This is a genomic window from Vibrio sp. 1CM2L (genome assembly GCF_023161695.1).
GTDB lineage: Bacteria > Pseudomonadota > Gammaproteobacteria > Enterobacterales > Vibrionaceae > Vibrio > Vibrio coralliirubri.
This window is the reverse complement of record NZ_JALNTT010000009.1, coordinates 102,065-119,374: the sequence shown is the minus strand read 5'-3', so window position 1 is coordinate 119,374 and position 17,310 is coordinate 102,065. Positions and strand designations below refer to the sequence as shown.

The 17,310-nt window shown below is 44.4% G+C and carries 15 protein-coding genes; 3 read left to right on the top strand and 12 right to left on the bottom strand.

Annotated elements, in window-relative coordinates; translation table 11 throughout:
* Positions 1-277 precede the first annotated feature (277 nt).
* Positions 278-1,846, top strand: a complete 1,569-nt coding sequence (mltF, locus tag MSG34_RS21995) for a membrane-bound lytic murein transglycosylase MltF (protein WP_048614314.1) — start codon at positions 278-280, stop codon at positions 1,844-1,846.
* 317 nt (positions 1,847-2,163) lie between these two features.
* Positions 2,164-2,295, top strand: a complete 132-nt coding sequence (locus MSG34_RS24225; RefSeq protein ID WP_017059878.1) for a hypothetical protein — start codon at positions 2,164-2,166, stop codon at positions 2,293-2,295.
* 61 nt (positions 2,296-2,356) lie between these two features.
* Here MSG34_RS24225 and tadA read toward each other — a convergent pair whose 3' ends face one another.
* The 7 genes from tadA to MSG34_RS21960 form a co-directional block, all read right to left on the bottom strand.
* Positions 2,357-2,962: a tRNA adenosine(34) deaminase TadA gene (gene tadA / locus MSG34_RS21990; protein ID WP_248339405.1), complete on the bottom strand. Its 606-nt coding sequence runs from the start codon at positions 2,960-2,962 to the stop codon at positions 2,357-2,359.
* Between the two features lie 86 nt (positions 2,963-3,048).
* Positions 3,049-4,338, bottom strand: coding sequence for a hemolysin family protein (locus MSG34_RS21985; RefSeq protein WP_050646966.1), 1,290 nt, complete (start codon positions 4,336-4,338; stop codon positions 3,049-3,051).
* A 214-nt stretch (positions 4,339-4,552) separates the two neighbouring features.
* Positions 4,553-6,115, bottom strand: a complete 1,563-nt coding sequence (locus tag MSG34_RS21980) for an AbgT family transporter (protein ID WP_248339404.1) — start codon at positions 6,113-6,115, stop codon at positions 4,553-4,555.
* Positions 6,116-6,413: 298 nt separating this feature from the next.
* Positions 6,414-6,863 (bottom strand): type IV pilin, encoded by a 450-nt coding sequence (locus tag MSG34_RS21975; protein ID WP_248339403.1) that lies wholly within the window; start codon positions 6,861-6,863, stop codon positions 6,414-6,416.
* The gene (locus MSG34_RS21970; RefSeq protein ID WP_248339402.1) at positions 6,853-8,193 is read right to left on the bottom strand and encodes a hypothetical protein; all 1,341 of its coding nucleotides are present in this window, start codon (positions 8,191-8,193) and stop codon (positions 6,853-6,855) included. Before MSG34_RS21970 ends, MSG34_RS21975 begins: the two co-directional genes overlap by 11 nt.
* Positions 8,190-8,822 carry a pilus assembly protein PilW gene (locus MSG34_RS21965; RefSeq protein WP_248339401.1) on the bottom strand — a complete coding sequence of 211 codons (633 nt, stop codon included), beginning with the start codon at positions 8,820-8,822 and terminating at the stop codon, positions 8,190-8,192. The genes MSG34_RS21970 and MSG34_RS21965 overlap by 4 nt, the downstream gene beginning before the upstream one ends.
* Positions 8,803-9,309: a GspH/FimT family pseudopilin gene (locus MSG34_RS21960; RefSeq protein ID WP_248339400.1), complete on the bottom strand. Its 507-nt coding sequence runs from the start codon at positions 9,307-9,309 to the stop codon at positions 8,803-8,805. The genes MSG34_RS21965 and MSG34_RS21960 overlap by 20 nt, the downstream gene beginning before the upstream one ends.
* A 51-nt stretch (positions 9,310-9,360) precedes the next feature.
* Here MSG34_RS21960 and MSG34_RS21955 point away from each other — a divergent pair, with 51 nt between their 5' ends.
* The gene (locus MSG34_RS21955) at positions 9,361-9,843 is read left to right on the top strand and encodes a type IV pilin protein (protein ID WP_248339399.1); all 483 of its coding nucleotides are present in this window, start codon (positions 9,361-9,363) and stop codon (positions 9,841-9,843) included.
* A 186-nt stretch (positions 9,844-10,029) separates the two neighbouring features.
* Here the strand turns inward: MSG34_RS21955 and dnaJ are convergent, their stop codons facing one another.
* The 5 genes from dnaJ to grpE form a co-directional block, all read right to left on the bottom strand.
* The gene (gene dnaJ / locus MSG34_RS21950; protein ID WP_102432252.1) at positions 10,030-11,175 is read right to left on the bottom strand and encodes a molecular chaperone DnaJ; all 1,146 of its coding nucleotides are present in this window, start codon (positions 11,173-11,175) and stop codon (positions 10,030-10,032) included.
* Positions 11,176-11,459: 284 nt separating this feature from the next.
* Entirely contained in the window at positions 11,460-13,373 is a 1,914-nt protein-coding gene (dnaK, locus tag MSG34_RS21945; protein WP_017059868.1) for a molecular chaperone DnaK, read from the bottom strand.
* Positions 13,374-13,762: 389 nt separating this feature from the next.
* A complete protein-coding gene (locus MSG34_RS21940) occupies positions 13,763-14,800 on the bottom strand; it encodes a polysaccharide lyase family 7 protein (protein ID WP_248339398.1) in 1,038 nt (345 codons plus the stop codon).
* Positions 14,801-15,054: 254 nt separating this feature from the next.
* A complete protein-coding gene (locus MSG34_RS21935; protein WP_019823920.1) occupies positions 15,055-16,329 on the bottom strand; it encodes a dicarboxylate/amino acid:cation symporter in 1,275 nt (424 codons plus the stop codon).
* A 388-nt stretch (positions 16,330-16,717) separates the two neighbouring features.
* Positions 16,718-17,299, bottom strand: coding sequence for a nucleotide exchange factor GrpE (grpE, locus tag MSG34_RS21930; protein WP_248339397.1), 582 nt, complete (start codon positions 17,297-17,299; stop codon positions 16,718-16,720).
* Between the last annotated feature and the right edge of the window lie 11 nt (positions 17,300-17,310).

The following is a 17,310-nucleotide window of genomic DNA, read 5'->3' as shown; positions in this document are numbered from 1 at the left end:
GGGTTATAGGAACAACCTAACTGTTTTCTTCGAAGCTATTCCCGAAGGTTGCCAAACCTATGCCGATTCCACCTCTTCAATGCGAGCGCATTATAAAGCATTTCTTTTTGTGACGTAACACCAAAAGCAACCGTTTGCGTGATTTTTTTTATCTTTCTGCGTAAATGGTACTTTTGCTGCATTTATCACCACTTTTACAACTGTTTAATTAAACCTGCTTTGCCAGCCTTGCGGGGTTTGGTATAAAGGGGCTTCCACTTTTCGAGATTTCATTTTGATGCCTAAATTTACGCTCATCTTTTCGTCTAAGTTCCTTCTGCTCGCCATCGCCCTATTTGGGTTGGCTGGATGCCAGATTGAATCTGAACCTAAAAGTGTCCTTGAGCAGATACGAGATCGTGGCGTTCTTCGTGTCGGCACCCTAAATAACCAACTCTCTTATTACATCGGTCCTGATGGCCCTGCTGGCTTGGATTACGAATTAGCTCGTGAATTTGCGCAGGAGCTTGGTGTAAAGCTTGAGGTTAAACCCGCTTACCGTTTGTCTGGCTTGTTCCCTGCACTGCAGAAAGGCGAGATCGATCTTATCGCGACCGGCTTAACGCAAAACAACAAACTGACACGCGCTTATCGCGCCGCGCCTGCTTATTACTATGTAAGCCAACAGGTCGTATACAAAAAAGGCCAGTGGCGACCAAGGAACCTTGAGCAACTGATCAATTTTGAGAATGAGCGTCAGGCTGACTTTGTTAAAGCGCAAACTGAATCAGAAGAGGCGGCGTCTACTGACACATTAACGCCATCTTTGGTTGTAGTGAAAGACTCACACTTTGAGCCAACACTAAAACAGCTGCAGAAAACACACGATGACTTTATCTATGATGCGGTCGGTAATGCTGATATCAACGACCTGTTAAAAGAAGTTTCGACTGGCGAGCGCTTATTCACTGTGGCTGACTCGATTGAGCTGTCACTAGCACAACGTTTATACCCAGACGTAGCTTTGGCTTTTGAACTGACAGAAGACCAACCTATCTCTTGGTATTTGCAGAAGTCTGAAGATGAAAGCCTGTATGCTCTGTTGATTGAGTTCTTCGGTAACCTAAAACAGTCTGGTGAGCTGGCTTCACTAGAAGAGAAATACATCGGCCACATCGGTACTTTTGACTACGTTGATACACGCGCCTTTATCCGCGCATTAGACAGCAAGCTGCCAAAATGGTCGCCGCTATTTCAAAAGTACTCTCAAGAATTTGATTGGCGTTTGATTGCCGCTTTGGCCTACCAAGAATCACACTGGAACCCTGTTGCGCGCTCACCAACGGGTGTTCGTGGCATGATGATGTTGACACTACCCACCGCGAAGAGTGTCGGGGTAACCAACCGTCTAGACCCGAAACAGTCGGTACAAGGTGGTGTTGAATACCTGCGTCGTATCGTGAACCGAGTGCCCGATTCAATCACTCAACACGAGAAGATCTGGTTTGCCCTAGCCTCATACAACGTCGGTTACGGACACATGATGGACGCTCGCCGCTTAACCAAAGCACAAGGTGGTGATCCTGACGCTTGGGGTGATGTAAAAGACCGATTGCCTCTATTGAGACAGAAGAAATACTACAGCCAAACTCGATATGGGTATGCACGTGGTGATGAAGCGAGAAACTACGTTGAAAACATTCGCCGTTATTACCAAAGCATTATTGGCCATGTAAATAAGCGCAATAAAGAACAAGAAGCGACCCTTGAAGGTTTGGTGGTGATCCCACCTTTAGAAACCTCAGGTGCTGAATCGAGTATCAGCGCAGCTCAGTCAACAGTAAGCAGTTCTGAGCCTTCGCAATAAAAACCAAAAGAGCAATGCCATCTAGCATTGCTCTTTTTTATTGTCTTTTTTCGACTCTTCTTTCGTCGCTACGTGATAAGGAGAAGAGACAGGGAAAATAATGATGAAATCTCGAGTGTCATATTACAGTAACAATCGAGCCTTATAACGGCACACCACAATCAAGATTATGCTCTGTTGCACTTCGATGCTGGCTTTAGACTAGAACTGCTCTTCTATTTAAGCCAAGCCTGCGACAAGCCAAACAAACGAATAACACTATAATTAAATCGTTAGTCCAAACTAAAAAGTCAGACGACAAATAGGAAATCATTGAAATGATGAAGAAACTGAAATCGAAACGCCTTGATAAGACCGTTGCTGCAAACCGTCGTAAGCGTATGCTTTCAAATAATAAGAAGAAGATCATTTGGCGCAATCGCGCTTTCATGCAGATGATTGCTGAGTAAATGAAGTTACTCAGTCAGTTTGCTTGGCACTCTTGCGATTGAGAGTGCCGAAAGCATGCTGCTATTTATTGTTACCAGCCTTCATCTCCGCGTCTAAACGCTGCTCTTCCAAGAGGCGTTCTTGCTTTCGCTTCTCTTTTATCTCTTTTCTACGACGCTTGAAAAACGCTTGTAATTGCTCACGACACTCTTCCTCTAACAAACCATGTTCGACGTCGGCATAGTGGTATGAGGCTTGGCTTTCAAACAAATTCAATACTGTACCTGCAGCGCCCGCTTTTAAGTCTGGGGCGCCAAACACAATGCGCTTTACTCGGCTGTGTAGCAAGGCACCTGCGCACATTGGGCAAGGCTCTAGCGTGACGTATAAAGTGGTATCGAGTAGACGATAGTTTTCTAAGGTTTGACCGGCTTTACGCAAGGTTTCAATTTCTGCGTGTGCCGTTGCATCGTGGCTGCCAATCGAACGGTTCCATCCTTCAGAGATAATCTGCCCATCTTTCACTAATACAGCACCCACAGGAACCTCTCCCTCACTCTCAGCTTGCTTGGCCACCTCGATGGCGCGTCGCATGAAGATTTCATCTTGAGGGGTGAATTGATGGTCTGACAAAGGGAACTCCAGAAAACAAAGGATAAAAACGAAAATAGGTATGCGGTGAAGCATACCTAATCTTCGAGATAATGAACAATAAAGAGATAATAGATAACAAGAGACAATGAACGATTGCCGATTGCTGGTTGGTCGAACTGTTAGCTATTAGCGTCTTCTGTGTCATCGACTATTGGCGTCGCTTTGATGCTCACAATGCGATTGTTCTCAACAGAGATAATTTCAAACTGCCACTGCTGGTATTGAACAACTTCGCCTGCATCCGGTAAACGCCCGATTAACCAAGTCACAAGGCCATTCAACGTTTGGAAGCTCTCGCTTTCGCCCTCAAAATCCGATAGCTCTAAACGGTTTTTCAGTTCACTGATAGGAATCAATCCATCCACCAACAAACCGTCTTCCACTTGTTCGGTCCAAAGATCGTTTGGGTTATTCGATAGCTCGCCAGCAATCGCCTCAAGAATATCGTAATGAGTCACAAGACCTTGAACATCGCCATACTCGTCGACAATGAATGCCATCTCGGTACCCGACTCTTTAAAGTAGCCAAGTAAACGCAGAGCTTTCATCGATTCTGGAACATAGATCGGCGAGCGAGACAGCCCCATGATCACTTGAATGCTTAGATTGCCCGCCTGATTCAGTAACGCTTTGGCTGACACTGTACCCACCACTTTATTGAGGTGGTCTTGGCACAATGGAAACACACTGTGTTTTGATGAACGTAGTTTCTTTAATATCTGCTCAACGGGTTGGTCGACATCCAGAAAATCGATGTCTCGACGCGGAGTCATCAATGAGCTCACAAGGCGATCATCAAGCTGCAAGATATTACGAATCATCTCTTGTTCGCCGCGTTCAATCACACCCGATTCAGAGCCCTCTTTCACAAGTGCATGGATATCATCTTCAGTAACGCTATCTTCTTCACCGCCTCGGCCCATCAACTTAAGAATACCTTCCGTTGAAGCCGACAACGCAAACACAAACGGCGTCGCGATTTTAGATAACCAAAAGATTGGCAATGCGACTAATACAGCGATGTTTTCAGCTTGAGACTGAGCAAAACGCTTTGGTACCAACTCACCGACAACGATGGCGAAATAAGTAATACCTACCACCACAACCGCAGTAGACAAGATATTTGCTTGTGTTGGGTCTAATCCCCACAGTTCAAGTTGAACGGCTAGTGGAGCCGATAGCGTCGCCTCACCCACAATACCGCTGAGTAGGCCGATTACCGTGATACCGATTTGGATTGTTGAGAGGAAGCGGGTTGGGTTTTCTTTGAGCTCAAGAGCAATCTGAGCGGAACGGTGTTTTTCGGCTAAGCGTTTCAGCCGACTATTTTTTGCTGCTACCAATGCTATCTCTGACATGGCAAACAGACCATTTAAAACAATTAACCCTACTAAAAGCAGAATCTTCATGTGGCTTGGATTTCCTAAATTTACCGGCCAACAATTAGCCGTAATCCGGAGTATAAGCTGAGTGCCTTTATTTTGAATATAAAAAGTTTTGGATATAGAAAGTTTTGGATACAAAAAGTCTTGGATATAAAAAAATAGCGAAAAAAAAGCCCGCACATTTCGGTGCGGGCTTCGATGATTTTTATGTTACTTACTTTTGCTTTTCTTACTTCGCTTACATTGTGTAAGTGTAAGGTGCTTGGATACCTAGTGGGATACCAAGAGCCCAGTAAGCTAGCAAGAAGATAGACCAACCGATTAGCATAGCAATCGAGAATGGCATCATTAGAGAAGCTAGAGTACCGATACCTGTCGACTTAACGTAGCGCTGACAGTAAACAACAACCAGTGGGAAGAACACCATTAGTGGAGAGATGATGTTAGACACTGAGTCACCTACACGGTAAGCCGCTTGAGATAGCTCAGGAGAGATACCCACAACCATTAGCATTGGAACTAGGATTGGACCGATAAGAGCCCACTTAGCTGAAGCCGAACCTACAAGCAGGTTAACTGAAGCCGTTAGTAGAATCATACCAACAACCGTTGCTTCACCCGGAAGGTCCATCGCTTTCAAGCCTTCAGCACCGTAAAGTGCCAGCATAGTACCGATGTTTGATTGACCGAATGCAGATAGGAACTGTGCACAGAAGAACGACATTACAATGTATGCGCCCATCGTAGCCATTGTCTCTGACATTGCTTTGATTACGTCATTGCTGTTCTTGAAAGTACCCGCTACACGGCCGTAGACGATACCTGGAATGATGAACAGGATGAAGATCAGAGGAACGATAGACTTCATAACTGGAGCAGAGAACGCTGTCAGCTCACCTTCAGGCGAACGAAGCGCTGAGTTCTCAGGAACTAGAGCTGCGATAAGCAGACCAATACCCGCAACCATTGCCCAACCAGCAAACTTGAACGCTTTAGATTCGATTGCAGTGAACGTACCTAGATCAGGTGCTGCTTCTGCATCTTCATCAACTGGCGTATTAGCAAGACGAGGCTCGATAATTTTCTCAGTTACGTACCAACCGATAGCAACAATAAGAACTGAAGATAGGCCAGTAAAGAAGATATTCGCTAGAGGGTTAATCACGTATTCAGGGTCAAGAACGTTTGCCGCTGTTTGAGTGAAACCTGCTAGTAGCGGATCAATACCTGAAGGGATAAAGTTCGCTGAGAAACCACCTGATACACCAGCAAACGCTGCTGCAATACCCGCTAGAGGGTGACGACCCGCAGCGTGGAAGATGATACCGCCAAGAGGGATTACTAGAACGTAGCCTGCATCTGCTGCTGTGTGAGACACGATAGCAACAAGAATTAGCATTGGCGTTAGTAGCTTAGCTGGCGTGAAGTTAAGCATCTTCTTAAGGCCAGTCGTAATGAAGCCTGAAGAGTCTGCAACGCCAACACCTAGCATAGCAACAAGTACGATGCCTAGAGGTGCGAAGCCTGTGAACGTGGTAACCATATTCGCTAGGAAGCTAGCAAGCGCTTCACCAGTTAGTAGGTTGTTTACTTCAAGAGCAGCACCCGTTTGAGGGTTGATTAAGTCGAATGAAAGATTCGATAAAAGTGCAGATGCTACCCATACAATAACTAGAGCCCAGAAGAACAGGATTGCTGGATCTGGAATTTTGTTGCCGGCGCGTTCAATGAAGTTTAGAAAGCGGTCCATACCACTGATCTTGTCAGTCGATGGTGCTTTTTTTACGGCTTGGTTACTCATGGTAACTCCATATGTGATGTTGTTTTGTTTAGGCCTAATATAAGTTTTGACCACGGCCTATTGGTACAGCACATATTCTATTAAAGTCGTTATTAAAAAGCACAAGATTCCACCTAATTTTCCATAAATGGAGACATATTTTGCAAAAATACCATACAACCACAACAATATAAAAACACAAAAAACACCATTCCATATACAGAGTTTTAACTAGCACGTAAACAATGTCCGAGGAGTGAAAATTATCAGTAAAAGGAGTGGCATGAGCCTTGGCATGCAGTAAACGTTTGCTTGAGGGTCAATCAAACTCACTGTATTTGGAGAGCATAGTTTCGAGGTAAATACGTTGTGCGTGGTTCATACGATCTTGCCATGCAATTGTGACAGTAATGCTTTTTAACGCACTAGACAAAGCACCGTTTGCATCAGTCACTTCACAAGTCATGGCATAGGCAGAACCCGACAAACCGGATAAAGGGTCTGAACTTGCTATGTTGAGACAATGACTCGCCTGATTTAGTTCCGAAAAAGGAATTAAACCTACCGCCCCACTCGCATTAGACGCCCGAGTTCGATAATACTCCATCTGCCTTTCTGCAAAATGCAGCGCTTCTACACTGTGGAGCGCGAAATCCGATTTTTGTTCAGCATAAACTTGCAGCTTAACCAACCCAAGTGAGGCAACGCCAATCAACAGAAAAGGGATAAGAACCTCTATCAAGCTAAAACCTGAGTTCTTAGAAATCATTCCATGATCCTCGCTTCCACTGATAAGTTGAAGGCGGATCAATCGGATTAGAATCCGCACGAAAATCTAAGTCCATGTCACCAACAATGGTCGTCACACCTGCAGGTGAATCAAAAATAAGGCCACCAGAAGGCAAACCAGATGCAAACTGAATACCGACACTTTTTTTAATGACGCTAGCCTCATCAATATCTTTGATAAAAGGCGCAAACACGTTATTAGCAGCGAGCGAATTCCAGAAACCATCGACTCGAGTTTTCACATGGCTCTTTTGATAATCGACCAAATGATAAATCACTCCGTTGTAAGCCATGGCTCCATTCAATGCGAACACACCATCTTGCACAACCAGAAGCTGCGATGGATTGATTGTGGCCGCAACCGCAGCGTTGATATGGCAGTTGCCTTCAATCCACAGCCCTTTGGTTTGCCCTGCAGTAAAGTGGTCCATTATCTCAGTACCGCACTCCGTCGCATTCAATAGCTGAACATGCTTAAACAGATCTGTATCTTGTGATAAATCGACAATATTTTGATCGGTTTTAGTAACACCAAAGAAGGTGTAAAACGGATTCATATTTGGATCAGGGTTAAAGTCTTTCTGGAACGGAGGTGGGTTCGCTTTTTCATAGTAATCAGGAGCATAAATCGAATGGGAGCTGCCGGAAGTACCTTTCGGGATCGCTGTTTTATAGTCGCTATAGCAAATACCATCGAAGCCAGAAAATGGACCATCAGCACTAGGATCGAGCACCTCTAACCCCAATGCCTGCCCTGAATTACTATGTGTTGCGTCATATTGATAGGTGAACAGATCAGCAAAAGTAACACTGACACACTCATATTCATTGCCACTAATAGGGTCTTCTTTCGCTGTCGGCTTAAGACTCAGTGTACCGATGAGCTCAATAGGCCCCGTCGACTGAATCGCCCCACTGCCGAACTGAGACCTTTCTCTTACTGTCTTAAAAAGTGACTGTGCGTTTGAGGATGACGCTACGATGTAAGCGCTAGAGATCGCACTATCCGAGATGTCGATCTGCGGTTTATTTTCGTAAGGAGAACACCAATCAGAAAAATCTGCTGGGCGAGCACTCGCGTCTTTGATATCAGCAATTGTCTTGTCTAATTCAAGTAAGTAGGAGTAGGTACACTCTAAGCCCCCTTCCGAGCGCCAATGTTCTTGTCTGCCCTGAACTTCATTCTGAGCAACTCTAATTTGATGGAAAACACTGCGATACGTGCCCAACGTCACCACCAAAGCTCCAACTAAAAGAACCGATGTCACCAACAAGGTCACTACGCCGCGTTGCTTTCTAGACATCATCATTGCCAGTTCCTTTGTTTAACAGAAACCGAAACCGACTTAGAAACACCCGCAGTTGGAATTGATGCTGTGATATTGATATCGGTAAGCGTGGTTTTAATAGAGTTATGCTCTAATAGATGAGCATCAACGCTAAATGCGTCTACTTCGATAAGACTGTCATCGAACAATGAATAACACGATGTGACTTCATTGAACGAAAGGAGGTCATCTGAAACAAGCATGCCTTTTTCACATATTTGTAGCCGAGTCCCATCCTTGCGGTAAACGATATGTCGATGATCTTTACCGCTACTCGACCCTTCTCGGAAATAAACAAAACCCACCGCCACACCGCCACTGACTTGAATGGTGTCACTCGCGCCAGATAACTTGATTGAGTAACCGTTTGAACCATCGTAACCCGCTCGTTGGATATCCTCTTTCATGACCTGCATGGTGCTTGTTAGATTTTGTAGCAGCAATAATTCAATGCCTTTGTCTTTGGCAATTCTCTGCCCTGTTATAAAGACACTGCCAATAATCGAAATCGCAAACACACCAATCACTGACGCCACCATTAACTCAATTAATGATGTGCCTTGCTGTTTACTAGGTGCTACCACAATCGGATTAACACACATCATAGCCATACTGCGCACTCGACTCACCGCACACCTTAATTCGCCCAGGAGGGCTGGATAGTTTAACCAACAATCTGTCTGTGGACCCTGTGTTTGGAGAAAGATAAATCGTCCCTCTGGCTGGCCGCCCTCTCACACTCTCAAAGCTAATTCTTGCGCCTGTGTAGTTATGAGAAAACGAGACATCTCGAAACGGTTGACCCGATAACATCATCAGCGTTTCGCCGGAGAGATCTTCGGACGGCTTCAGCAACAAACTCCACTCCCCTGTAGATTGCTCTTCATTTTTATCCATAGAGAAATGCACCCACAGATCTTGGTTCCTTTTGACCGATTCAGACTTGGCTTGAATGAGAAAACCATTCAACTCTCCGGCGAGTCGCTGCATCTTGACGGTTTCTGTAACCGAACTAAAACTCGGGGCAGCCGCAACTATCAGTATCGATAGTACCGATACCGTTACTAACAGTTCTAATAAAGTAAACCCGCGAGTCATTTCCCAAATTCCTATGTAACTCAATGCGTAACTGCATTTAATCTTGCACCGATGCTACCACCAGAGAAAAATGGGCAGAGCTATGAAAGGAAACTACTCGCGATGATTCGAAGAAATATATGTAACAACAACAACTTAAGCATTAAAGGAATGACATTGATCGAATTATTGATCGCTGTCGCCATCGTGGGGATACTCGGTGCTATTGCCTATCCAAGTTATACAAACCATGTAATCAAGGCGCATCGAGTCACAGCGATGGCTGATATGACCAAGATACAATTGGAGATAGAAACGCTATACACGGGAAACTACGCGTCGGCAGCGAAGAATATTATTTCAGGAGGGACATGCTTGTTTTGCGATACCGATACTAGCCGGTACACGCTAGCGATCTCTGCGAGTAGCACCACCTATTCGATTCAGGCTGAACCACTTTCACCACAAACAAACGATGAGTGCTTAGATTCAACGACCGATATCTTGGAATTACACCACTCAGGGGTTTCAGAACCAGAAGCGTGTTGGAAGTAGCAAGGGCAACCACCAAAGGGCTCTAGAATTTTTCTGTGCAACCTCAGTTCTTTCCTCTATGAGCTTCTTTTCTCTAACCTACAGACACAAAAAAGCCTGCTACATAAGCAGGCTTTTCCAATTTTATCAACAACTTGAATCATCAAAAACTCAAGGTATCAATAACCTAAGACATCAATAAATTGATTACTTAGTTAGGTCATCGAAGAAGTTTTTAACGCCGCTAAAGAAACCTTCAGACTTTGGCTTGTGCTTGCTTGCCGCTTCGCCACAACATGTTTCTTCGAATTCACGCAATAGTTCTTTCTGGCGAGAGCTTAGCTTAACTGGAGTCTCAACCACTAGCTTAACGATTAGGTCACCCACACCGCCGCCACGAACGCCTTTCACGCCTTTGCCACGCATACGGAACATACGACCCGTTTGTGTTTCTTCTGGCACTTTAAGGTTTACACGACCATCCAGTGTTGGAACTTCAACTTCACCACCTAAAGCAGCCATAGAGAAGCTTACTGGAACTTCACAGTAAAGGTTGTTGCCGTCACGCTCAAAGATGTTGTGCTCTTTTACGTGTACTTGTACGTACAGGTCGCCAGCTGGAGCGCCTTGCTCTCCCGCTTCGCCTTCGCCAGATAGACGAATACGGTCGCCAGTATCAACACCAGCAGGGATCTTAACGTTAAGTGTTTTCGTCTTCTGTTTGCGACCTTGACCATGACATGAGTTACATGGGTCTTTGATGATCTTGCCTTTACCGTTACACGTAGGACAAGTCTGTTGAACCGCAAAGAAACCTTGGCGCATTTGTACTTGGCCGTGGCCATGACAAGTGCCACACGTTTGTGCAGAAGAACCCGCTTTCGCGCCGCTGCCATCACAAGTATCACACTCTACAAGTGTTGGTACTTCGATTTCTTTAGAAACACCACGAACCGCTTCTTCTAGAGAAAGTTCCATGTTGTAACGTAGATCTGAACCACGTTGTGCACGCTGTTGACCGCCGCCACGACGACCGCCGCCGAAGATGTCGCCAAATACGTCACCGAAGATATCGCCGAAGTCACCTTGGCCACCGCCGCCGAAACCGCCGCCGCCCATGCCACCTTGTTCAAAGGCTGCGTGACCGTATTGGTCGTAAGCTGCTTTCTTTTGAGAATCGGTTAGGATCTCGTACGCTACTTTTACTTCTTTAAACTTATCTGCTGCGGTCTCGTCACCCTGGTTACGGTCCGGGTGGAATTTCATCGCTAAGCGTTTGTACGCTTTTTTAATATCGCGCTCTGATGCATCGCGGCTTACGCCTAATACTTCGTAAAAATCACGTTTTGACATGTTCTAGGTCACCAAAATAATTGCTACTACCGAATGATCACTTCAGTAGTCTGTGTATCAATCTAGATAAAAGTTCTGCCGGCTGAAACGCCGAATAAAGCTATTATCTAGATCGACAAGTCTAAATACAAATTTACGGGCGTGAGAGTTACCTCTGACGCCCGCAATAATAAGTCTTTGAGACAAATTTCTAAGCAGATAGCTTGAGTTCTAGGAGGAAGCGCGGAGCCTACGTTAGTAGGTGAGCACTTCCGACAACGAAATCAGGCTACTCTGCAACGAAATTATTTTTTGTCTTCTTTAACTTCTTCAAACTCAGCGTCTACAACATCGTCGTCTTGCTTAGGTTGTTCACCAGCGTCAGCACCAGCTTGTTCAGCTTGAGCTTTCTGTTGAGCAATTTCCATTAGCTTTTGAGCTGCTTGCATAAGTTCTTGAACTTTAGCGTCGATAGCTTCTTTGTCGTTACCAGACTTAACTTCTTCTAGTGCCGTGATAGCCGCTTCGATTTTAGCTTTCTCGTCTGCAGGTAGAGCTTCACCAGCTTCTTCTACTTGCTTCTTAGTGCCATGAATCATTTGGTCAGCTTGGTTACGTGCAGTTACTAGCTCTTCGAACTTTTTGTCCGCTTCTTTGTTAGCTTCTGCTTCTTGTACCATTGCTTCGATCTCTTCCTCAGACAGGCCGCCTGATGCTTGGATAGTGATCTTCTGCTCTTTACCTGTTGCTTTATCTTTAGCAGATACGTTCAGGATACCATCAGCATCTAGGTCGAATGTTACTTCGATTTGTGGCATGCCACGTGGTGCTGGTTGGATACCTTCTAGGTTGAACTGACCAAGAGACTTGTTGTAAGTCGCTTGCTTACGCTCACCTTGAAGAACGTGGATAGTTACTGCGTTTTGGTTGTCTTCAGCTGTAGAGAACACTTGATCCGCTTTAGTAGGGATAGTTGTGTTTTTCTCGATAAGCTTAGTCATCACGCCGCCCATCGTTTCGATACCGAAAGATAGAGGAGTAACGTCTAGTAGTAGAACGTCTTTAACGTCACCAGCTAGTACACCACCTTGAACAGCAGCACCCATTGCAACAGCTTCGTCAGGGTTCACGTCTTTACGTGGCTCTTTACCGAAGAATTCAGTTACTTTAGCTTGAACCATAGGCATACGAGTTTGACCACCAACTAGGATAACGTCAGTGATTTCGCCTACAGATAGGTCAGCATCTGCTAGAGCAACTTTTAGTGGCTCAAGAGAACGTTGAACTAGGTCTTCAACTAGAGACTCAAGCTTCGCACGAGTCACTTTGATGTTCATGTGCTTAGGACCAGTCGCATCAGCAGTAACGTAAGGTAGGTTTACGTCAGTTTGAGTAGTAGAAGAAAGCTCGATTTTCGCTTTTTCTGCTGCTTCTTTAACACGCTGCATTGCTAGTGGATCAGCTTTAAGGTCGATACCTTGCTCTTTCTTGAACTCATCTACTAGGTAGTTGATCATGCGGTTATCGAAATCTTCACCACCAAGGTGAGTGTCACCGTTAGTTGAAAGAACTTCGAAAGTCTTCTCGCCTTCTACTTCATCGATTTCGATGATAGAGATATCGAATGTACCACCACCAAGGTCGTATACAGCGATAGTGCGATCACCACCTTGCTTGTCTAGGCCGTAAGCTAGAGCAGCAGCAGTTGGTTCGTTGATGATACGTTTAACATCTAGACCAGCGATACGGCCAGCATCTTTAGTTGCTTGACGTTGAGCATCGTTGAAGTAAGCAGGAACAGTAACAACTGCGCCAGTTACTTCTTCACCTAGGAAGTCTTCAGCTGTTTTCTTCATTTTCTTAAGAACTTCAGCAGATACTTGAGGAGCAGCCATTTTTTGGCCTTGCGCTTCAACCCATGCATCACCGTTATCAGCTTTAACAATGTTAAAAGGCATGATTTCGATATCGCGTTGAACTTCTTCATCTTCAAAACGACGACCGATTAGACGCTTAATTGCGTATAGCGTGTTTTGAGGGTTAGTAACTGCTTGACGTTTCGCAGGTTGACCAACTAGCGTCTCGCCGTCAGTGTATGCGATTACCGATGCTGTTGTGCGTTCGCCTTCAGCATTTTCTAGTACGCGTGGTTTGTCGCCGTCTAAAACAGCAACACAAGAGTTAGTAGTACCTAAATCAATACCAATGATTCGACCCATCAGGCTATCTCCGAAATATAATCTATATTAGTTTTTTGCTATACCCACATATGTGGGGGGCGGTAATCAGGGATTCAACCCTAATACACAAAATTTAAGTGCAAATGTAATTTGCTTTCGTATGCACCATAGATAAGGGCTGCAAACTGGTTTTCAAGGGAATAAGTAAAAAAAATCTGTTTTTTCCCGTATCTTTTTACATAAAGGTAAAAAGTGACCGATCCCTTGCCAATTAAGGCTCCGATGTTGAGAAATCCTCGCATTTGACGCCATATTAAAACCTCAACCCTATTCCAGATGCCATAAAAAAAGACCTTCATGTAGAAGGTCTTTTTCAAATAGATATTAATCAGTTAAATATTGTTCAAATGATTACTGATTCATACATGTTATTGGTTGAGCACTAACTGGTAGAAGCTCGCTTGAGTGTAATCACCTGCTTCCATACCACGCCATTCACAGGCAGAGCTCGACTTCTTGGTGTTGCATTGATTGTATGCGCCCGCCTTGAAGTACATCCAGTCTTGTCCATAACCAAGGTCGATATCATGCCCCTGATATTTGCCCTTTGCTAAATCGACATCATACGTCTTCACAATAGCATCGGCTGAGTTTGGATTCTTAGTAAAGGTTAAGTGCATGATGTTATCTTTGATATTCACATCGTATGAGAACACTTCACCTAGCTTGATACCATCAGTAGGATCAGAGCTGCCTTTTTTCAGATTGTATTGACCAAATACATCATGGCGAATGTCTTTACGAAGTTTCTTTCCGTTTTCATCCTTCGCATCTTTCATATCTGTCGGCGGATTGAGTTCATAGTTCCACGTTAACGAACCATGCTCATGCTCCGGCAGTTTACGGTAAACAATTTTCAGAGGCTCATTGTCTGAACCATGAATTTGGCCAATCACTACCGAGAATGCGCCTGTTTTTTTGTAGCTTCCGCTGGTACTCACCTGATCAACAGAAAGTGTTGCCGTCATTTGGCCACCGATAGAACCAAACTCTTCTGCGTTCTTATGGCTTGAAATCGCGAAGTTGTTGCTCGGCGCCGAGTAGCTGTCTGCCAGCATCGCTCTTAGTTCACTGCGTGTGTTTTTACTGTTTGGTGTCGTTGGTGCTGTATTCGGAGCCACAAATACCATCGCGCCAGATTCTGCATCAGTGTAGAACCATTTAGGATGAACGTAAGGCGTGTCTACATTCGACAATTCTTGCTTACCGATCTCCAATGTTTTGCCTTTTCTAGAGCCTTCTGTTGTTAGCTCCGGTAGGTTAATTTTCCATTTAGATAAATCGAAGTTTTGTGCTGGCGCTTTTGCTGGATCAAGATTGAACTGCTGACCAATATCGTGATTAGAAGCAAGAGCGGGAGCTGCTAAGAGGCTAGCAGTCAGTAGGCTAAGGTAAGACAACTTCATTATTTGGTTTCCTTTATGTCGTCATAATGTAGGTTGCCAGAACAATAAAATAATATTGTATTATTATATGTGATCTATATTAAATATTGAAAACTGATGACCCATTCAGCGCGAGTAAAAAGAAAAAATGAGACTTCGCACCAACACTGCCCCTTTTTGACATAGCAGCAGATAGCCTAAAACACCGATCAGCAGAGACAAAAAAGCCCCGCTCTGGTTGAGCGGGGCTTCTAATATCAAATCTTAATTAAGAATTAAGCTTCTGCTTTTTGTAGCTCAGCTTCTTCGTTAGCTTCAACGCCAATTTCGTTTTCAGATTTAGCAACGATAGTGTTAACCGCTGTATCACCGACTACGTTTGAAGAAGTACAGAACATGTCACAGATACGGTCAACAGCAGCAACAATCGCTAGACCTTCTGGTGGTAAACCTAGTTGGTGCAATAGAACACCGACCATCACAACACCGCCACCAGGAACACCACCAGCACCGATAGACAGTAGCAGGATAGTTAGACCAAGAGTGAAGATATCAGCAGTGTTGATTGGCTGACCAAACGCATTTGCTACGAACATAGTTGCTAGTGCGATGTAGATAGATACACCAGACATGTTCATGGTTGCACCTAGTGGTACACCGAAACCCGCTACTGACTTAGATACGTTTAGTTTGTCAGTTAAAGTACGCATTGTTACTGGGATTGTTGCGTTCGAACTTGCTGTAGATAGTGAGAATAGAACTTGCTCACGCGTTGCACGTAGGAACTGCTTTGGAGAAATACCAGTGAATGAACCAACCATCATTGGGTAGAAGAAGAAAATCCAGAACACAAGCATTGCAACCACAAGCGCCACATAGCCAGCAACTGACATTAGCGTGTCTGCATCCAGTGTTGCGCCCAGTTGAATCATCAGAGCAAATACACCGTATGGCGCCAAGCTCATTACTAGGCCGATAAGCTTCATCATGATTTCGTTAGCCATCTTGAATGTCTTGATAGCTGGGCCACCACGAGAATCAAGCGCTTGAATAGCAAGACCTGTCAAAATTGCCATGAAGATGATTTGTAGCATGTCGCCGCTTGCAAACGCTTCTACAGGGTTGCTAGGAACGATGTTAACAACAAGAGAGAAGATGTCTGGTGTTTCAGTTGTTGTAAGCGCAATTGTCTCAGAAACCGTACCCGCTAGATTCGCACCTGCACCTGGTTGGAAAATAAGACCAATCGTTAGCGCTGCTGAAATCGCGATGATGGTGTTAATAATGTAAAGACCAAAGGTTTTACCACCAAGACGACCAAATGAACGAATATCTTTTAGCTCAACAATACCGCAAACAATAGATACGTATACAAGAGGAACTACAAGCAATTTGATAAGTGATACGAACATACCACCAGCACCTTCGGCAGCGCCAAGTAGATACGTATCAAAAATAGCAATACCGCTGAATAGGTACTGAATAGCAGTACCAATAAGTAGACCGGCGAACAAGCCTACAAAAATTTTACTTGAGAGCGATTTATCCATCGTTCTTCTCCAGTTTGTTGTGTTTAAAATTTGTACTTTTATAGTTATATATGCGACCAAAATCGCTATATGGCAGTGGATTTTACATACAAAGATAACAATTAAAAGTATTTATTTACAAAAACATCACAAATGTGACATCAAAACATTTACTCAATCACAACAAGTTTCATAACACAAAACTCTAAATCGCTGATCTGAATGAAATAAAAAGAACGACATTCTTAATGCGGTTTTGATGCTTATTTACGTGGACTCTCAAGTTATAGGCACAAAAAAAGAGAGGCCTATGCCTCTCTTTTTATTTTACGTAAACCAGTGATTTATTTTGTCGCAGCGACTAACTCAGTCAATGTGCCAGTCAATCACTTGGCAACGTAATTCGTCATTACTTAGCAACCATAACCATCGCTGGGCGAACCACACGACCGTTTAGTTCGTAGCCTTTTTGCATCACAAACATAACTGTGTTTGATTCGTGATCTGGGCTTTCTTGGATAGACATCGCTTGGTGGAATTCAGGGTTGAACGCTTCACCTTCAGGGTTGATCTCTTTAAGACCAAACTTAGCAACTGTGTCTACGAACGTTTTGTGCGTTAGCTCAACACCTTCATACAGTGGCTTAACCACTTCGTTTTCAGCGTCTGCCGCTTGCATTGCACGCTCTAGGTTGTCGATTACAGGAAGCAGACCTTCAGCAAACTTGTTCAAAGCGAATTTACGCGCTTTATCAATTTCTTGTTCGCTACGGCGACGCATGTTTTCAACTTCAGCTTTCGCGCGAAGAACAGAATCTTGCTGATCTTTCACTTTAGATTCGCTAGAAAGCAGTGCAGCTTCCAGTTGAGCGATTTTTGCTTCCTGCTCATCAGCAGCGTCTTCATTCAGTTCAGCTTCTTCAACTTTCTCAGCTTCAGCGATGATCTGATCTAGCTCTGCTTCGGTTACTTTGTTTTCTTCGTTGCTCATGATATCTCCAG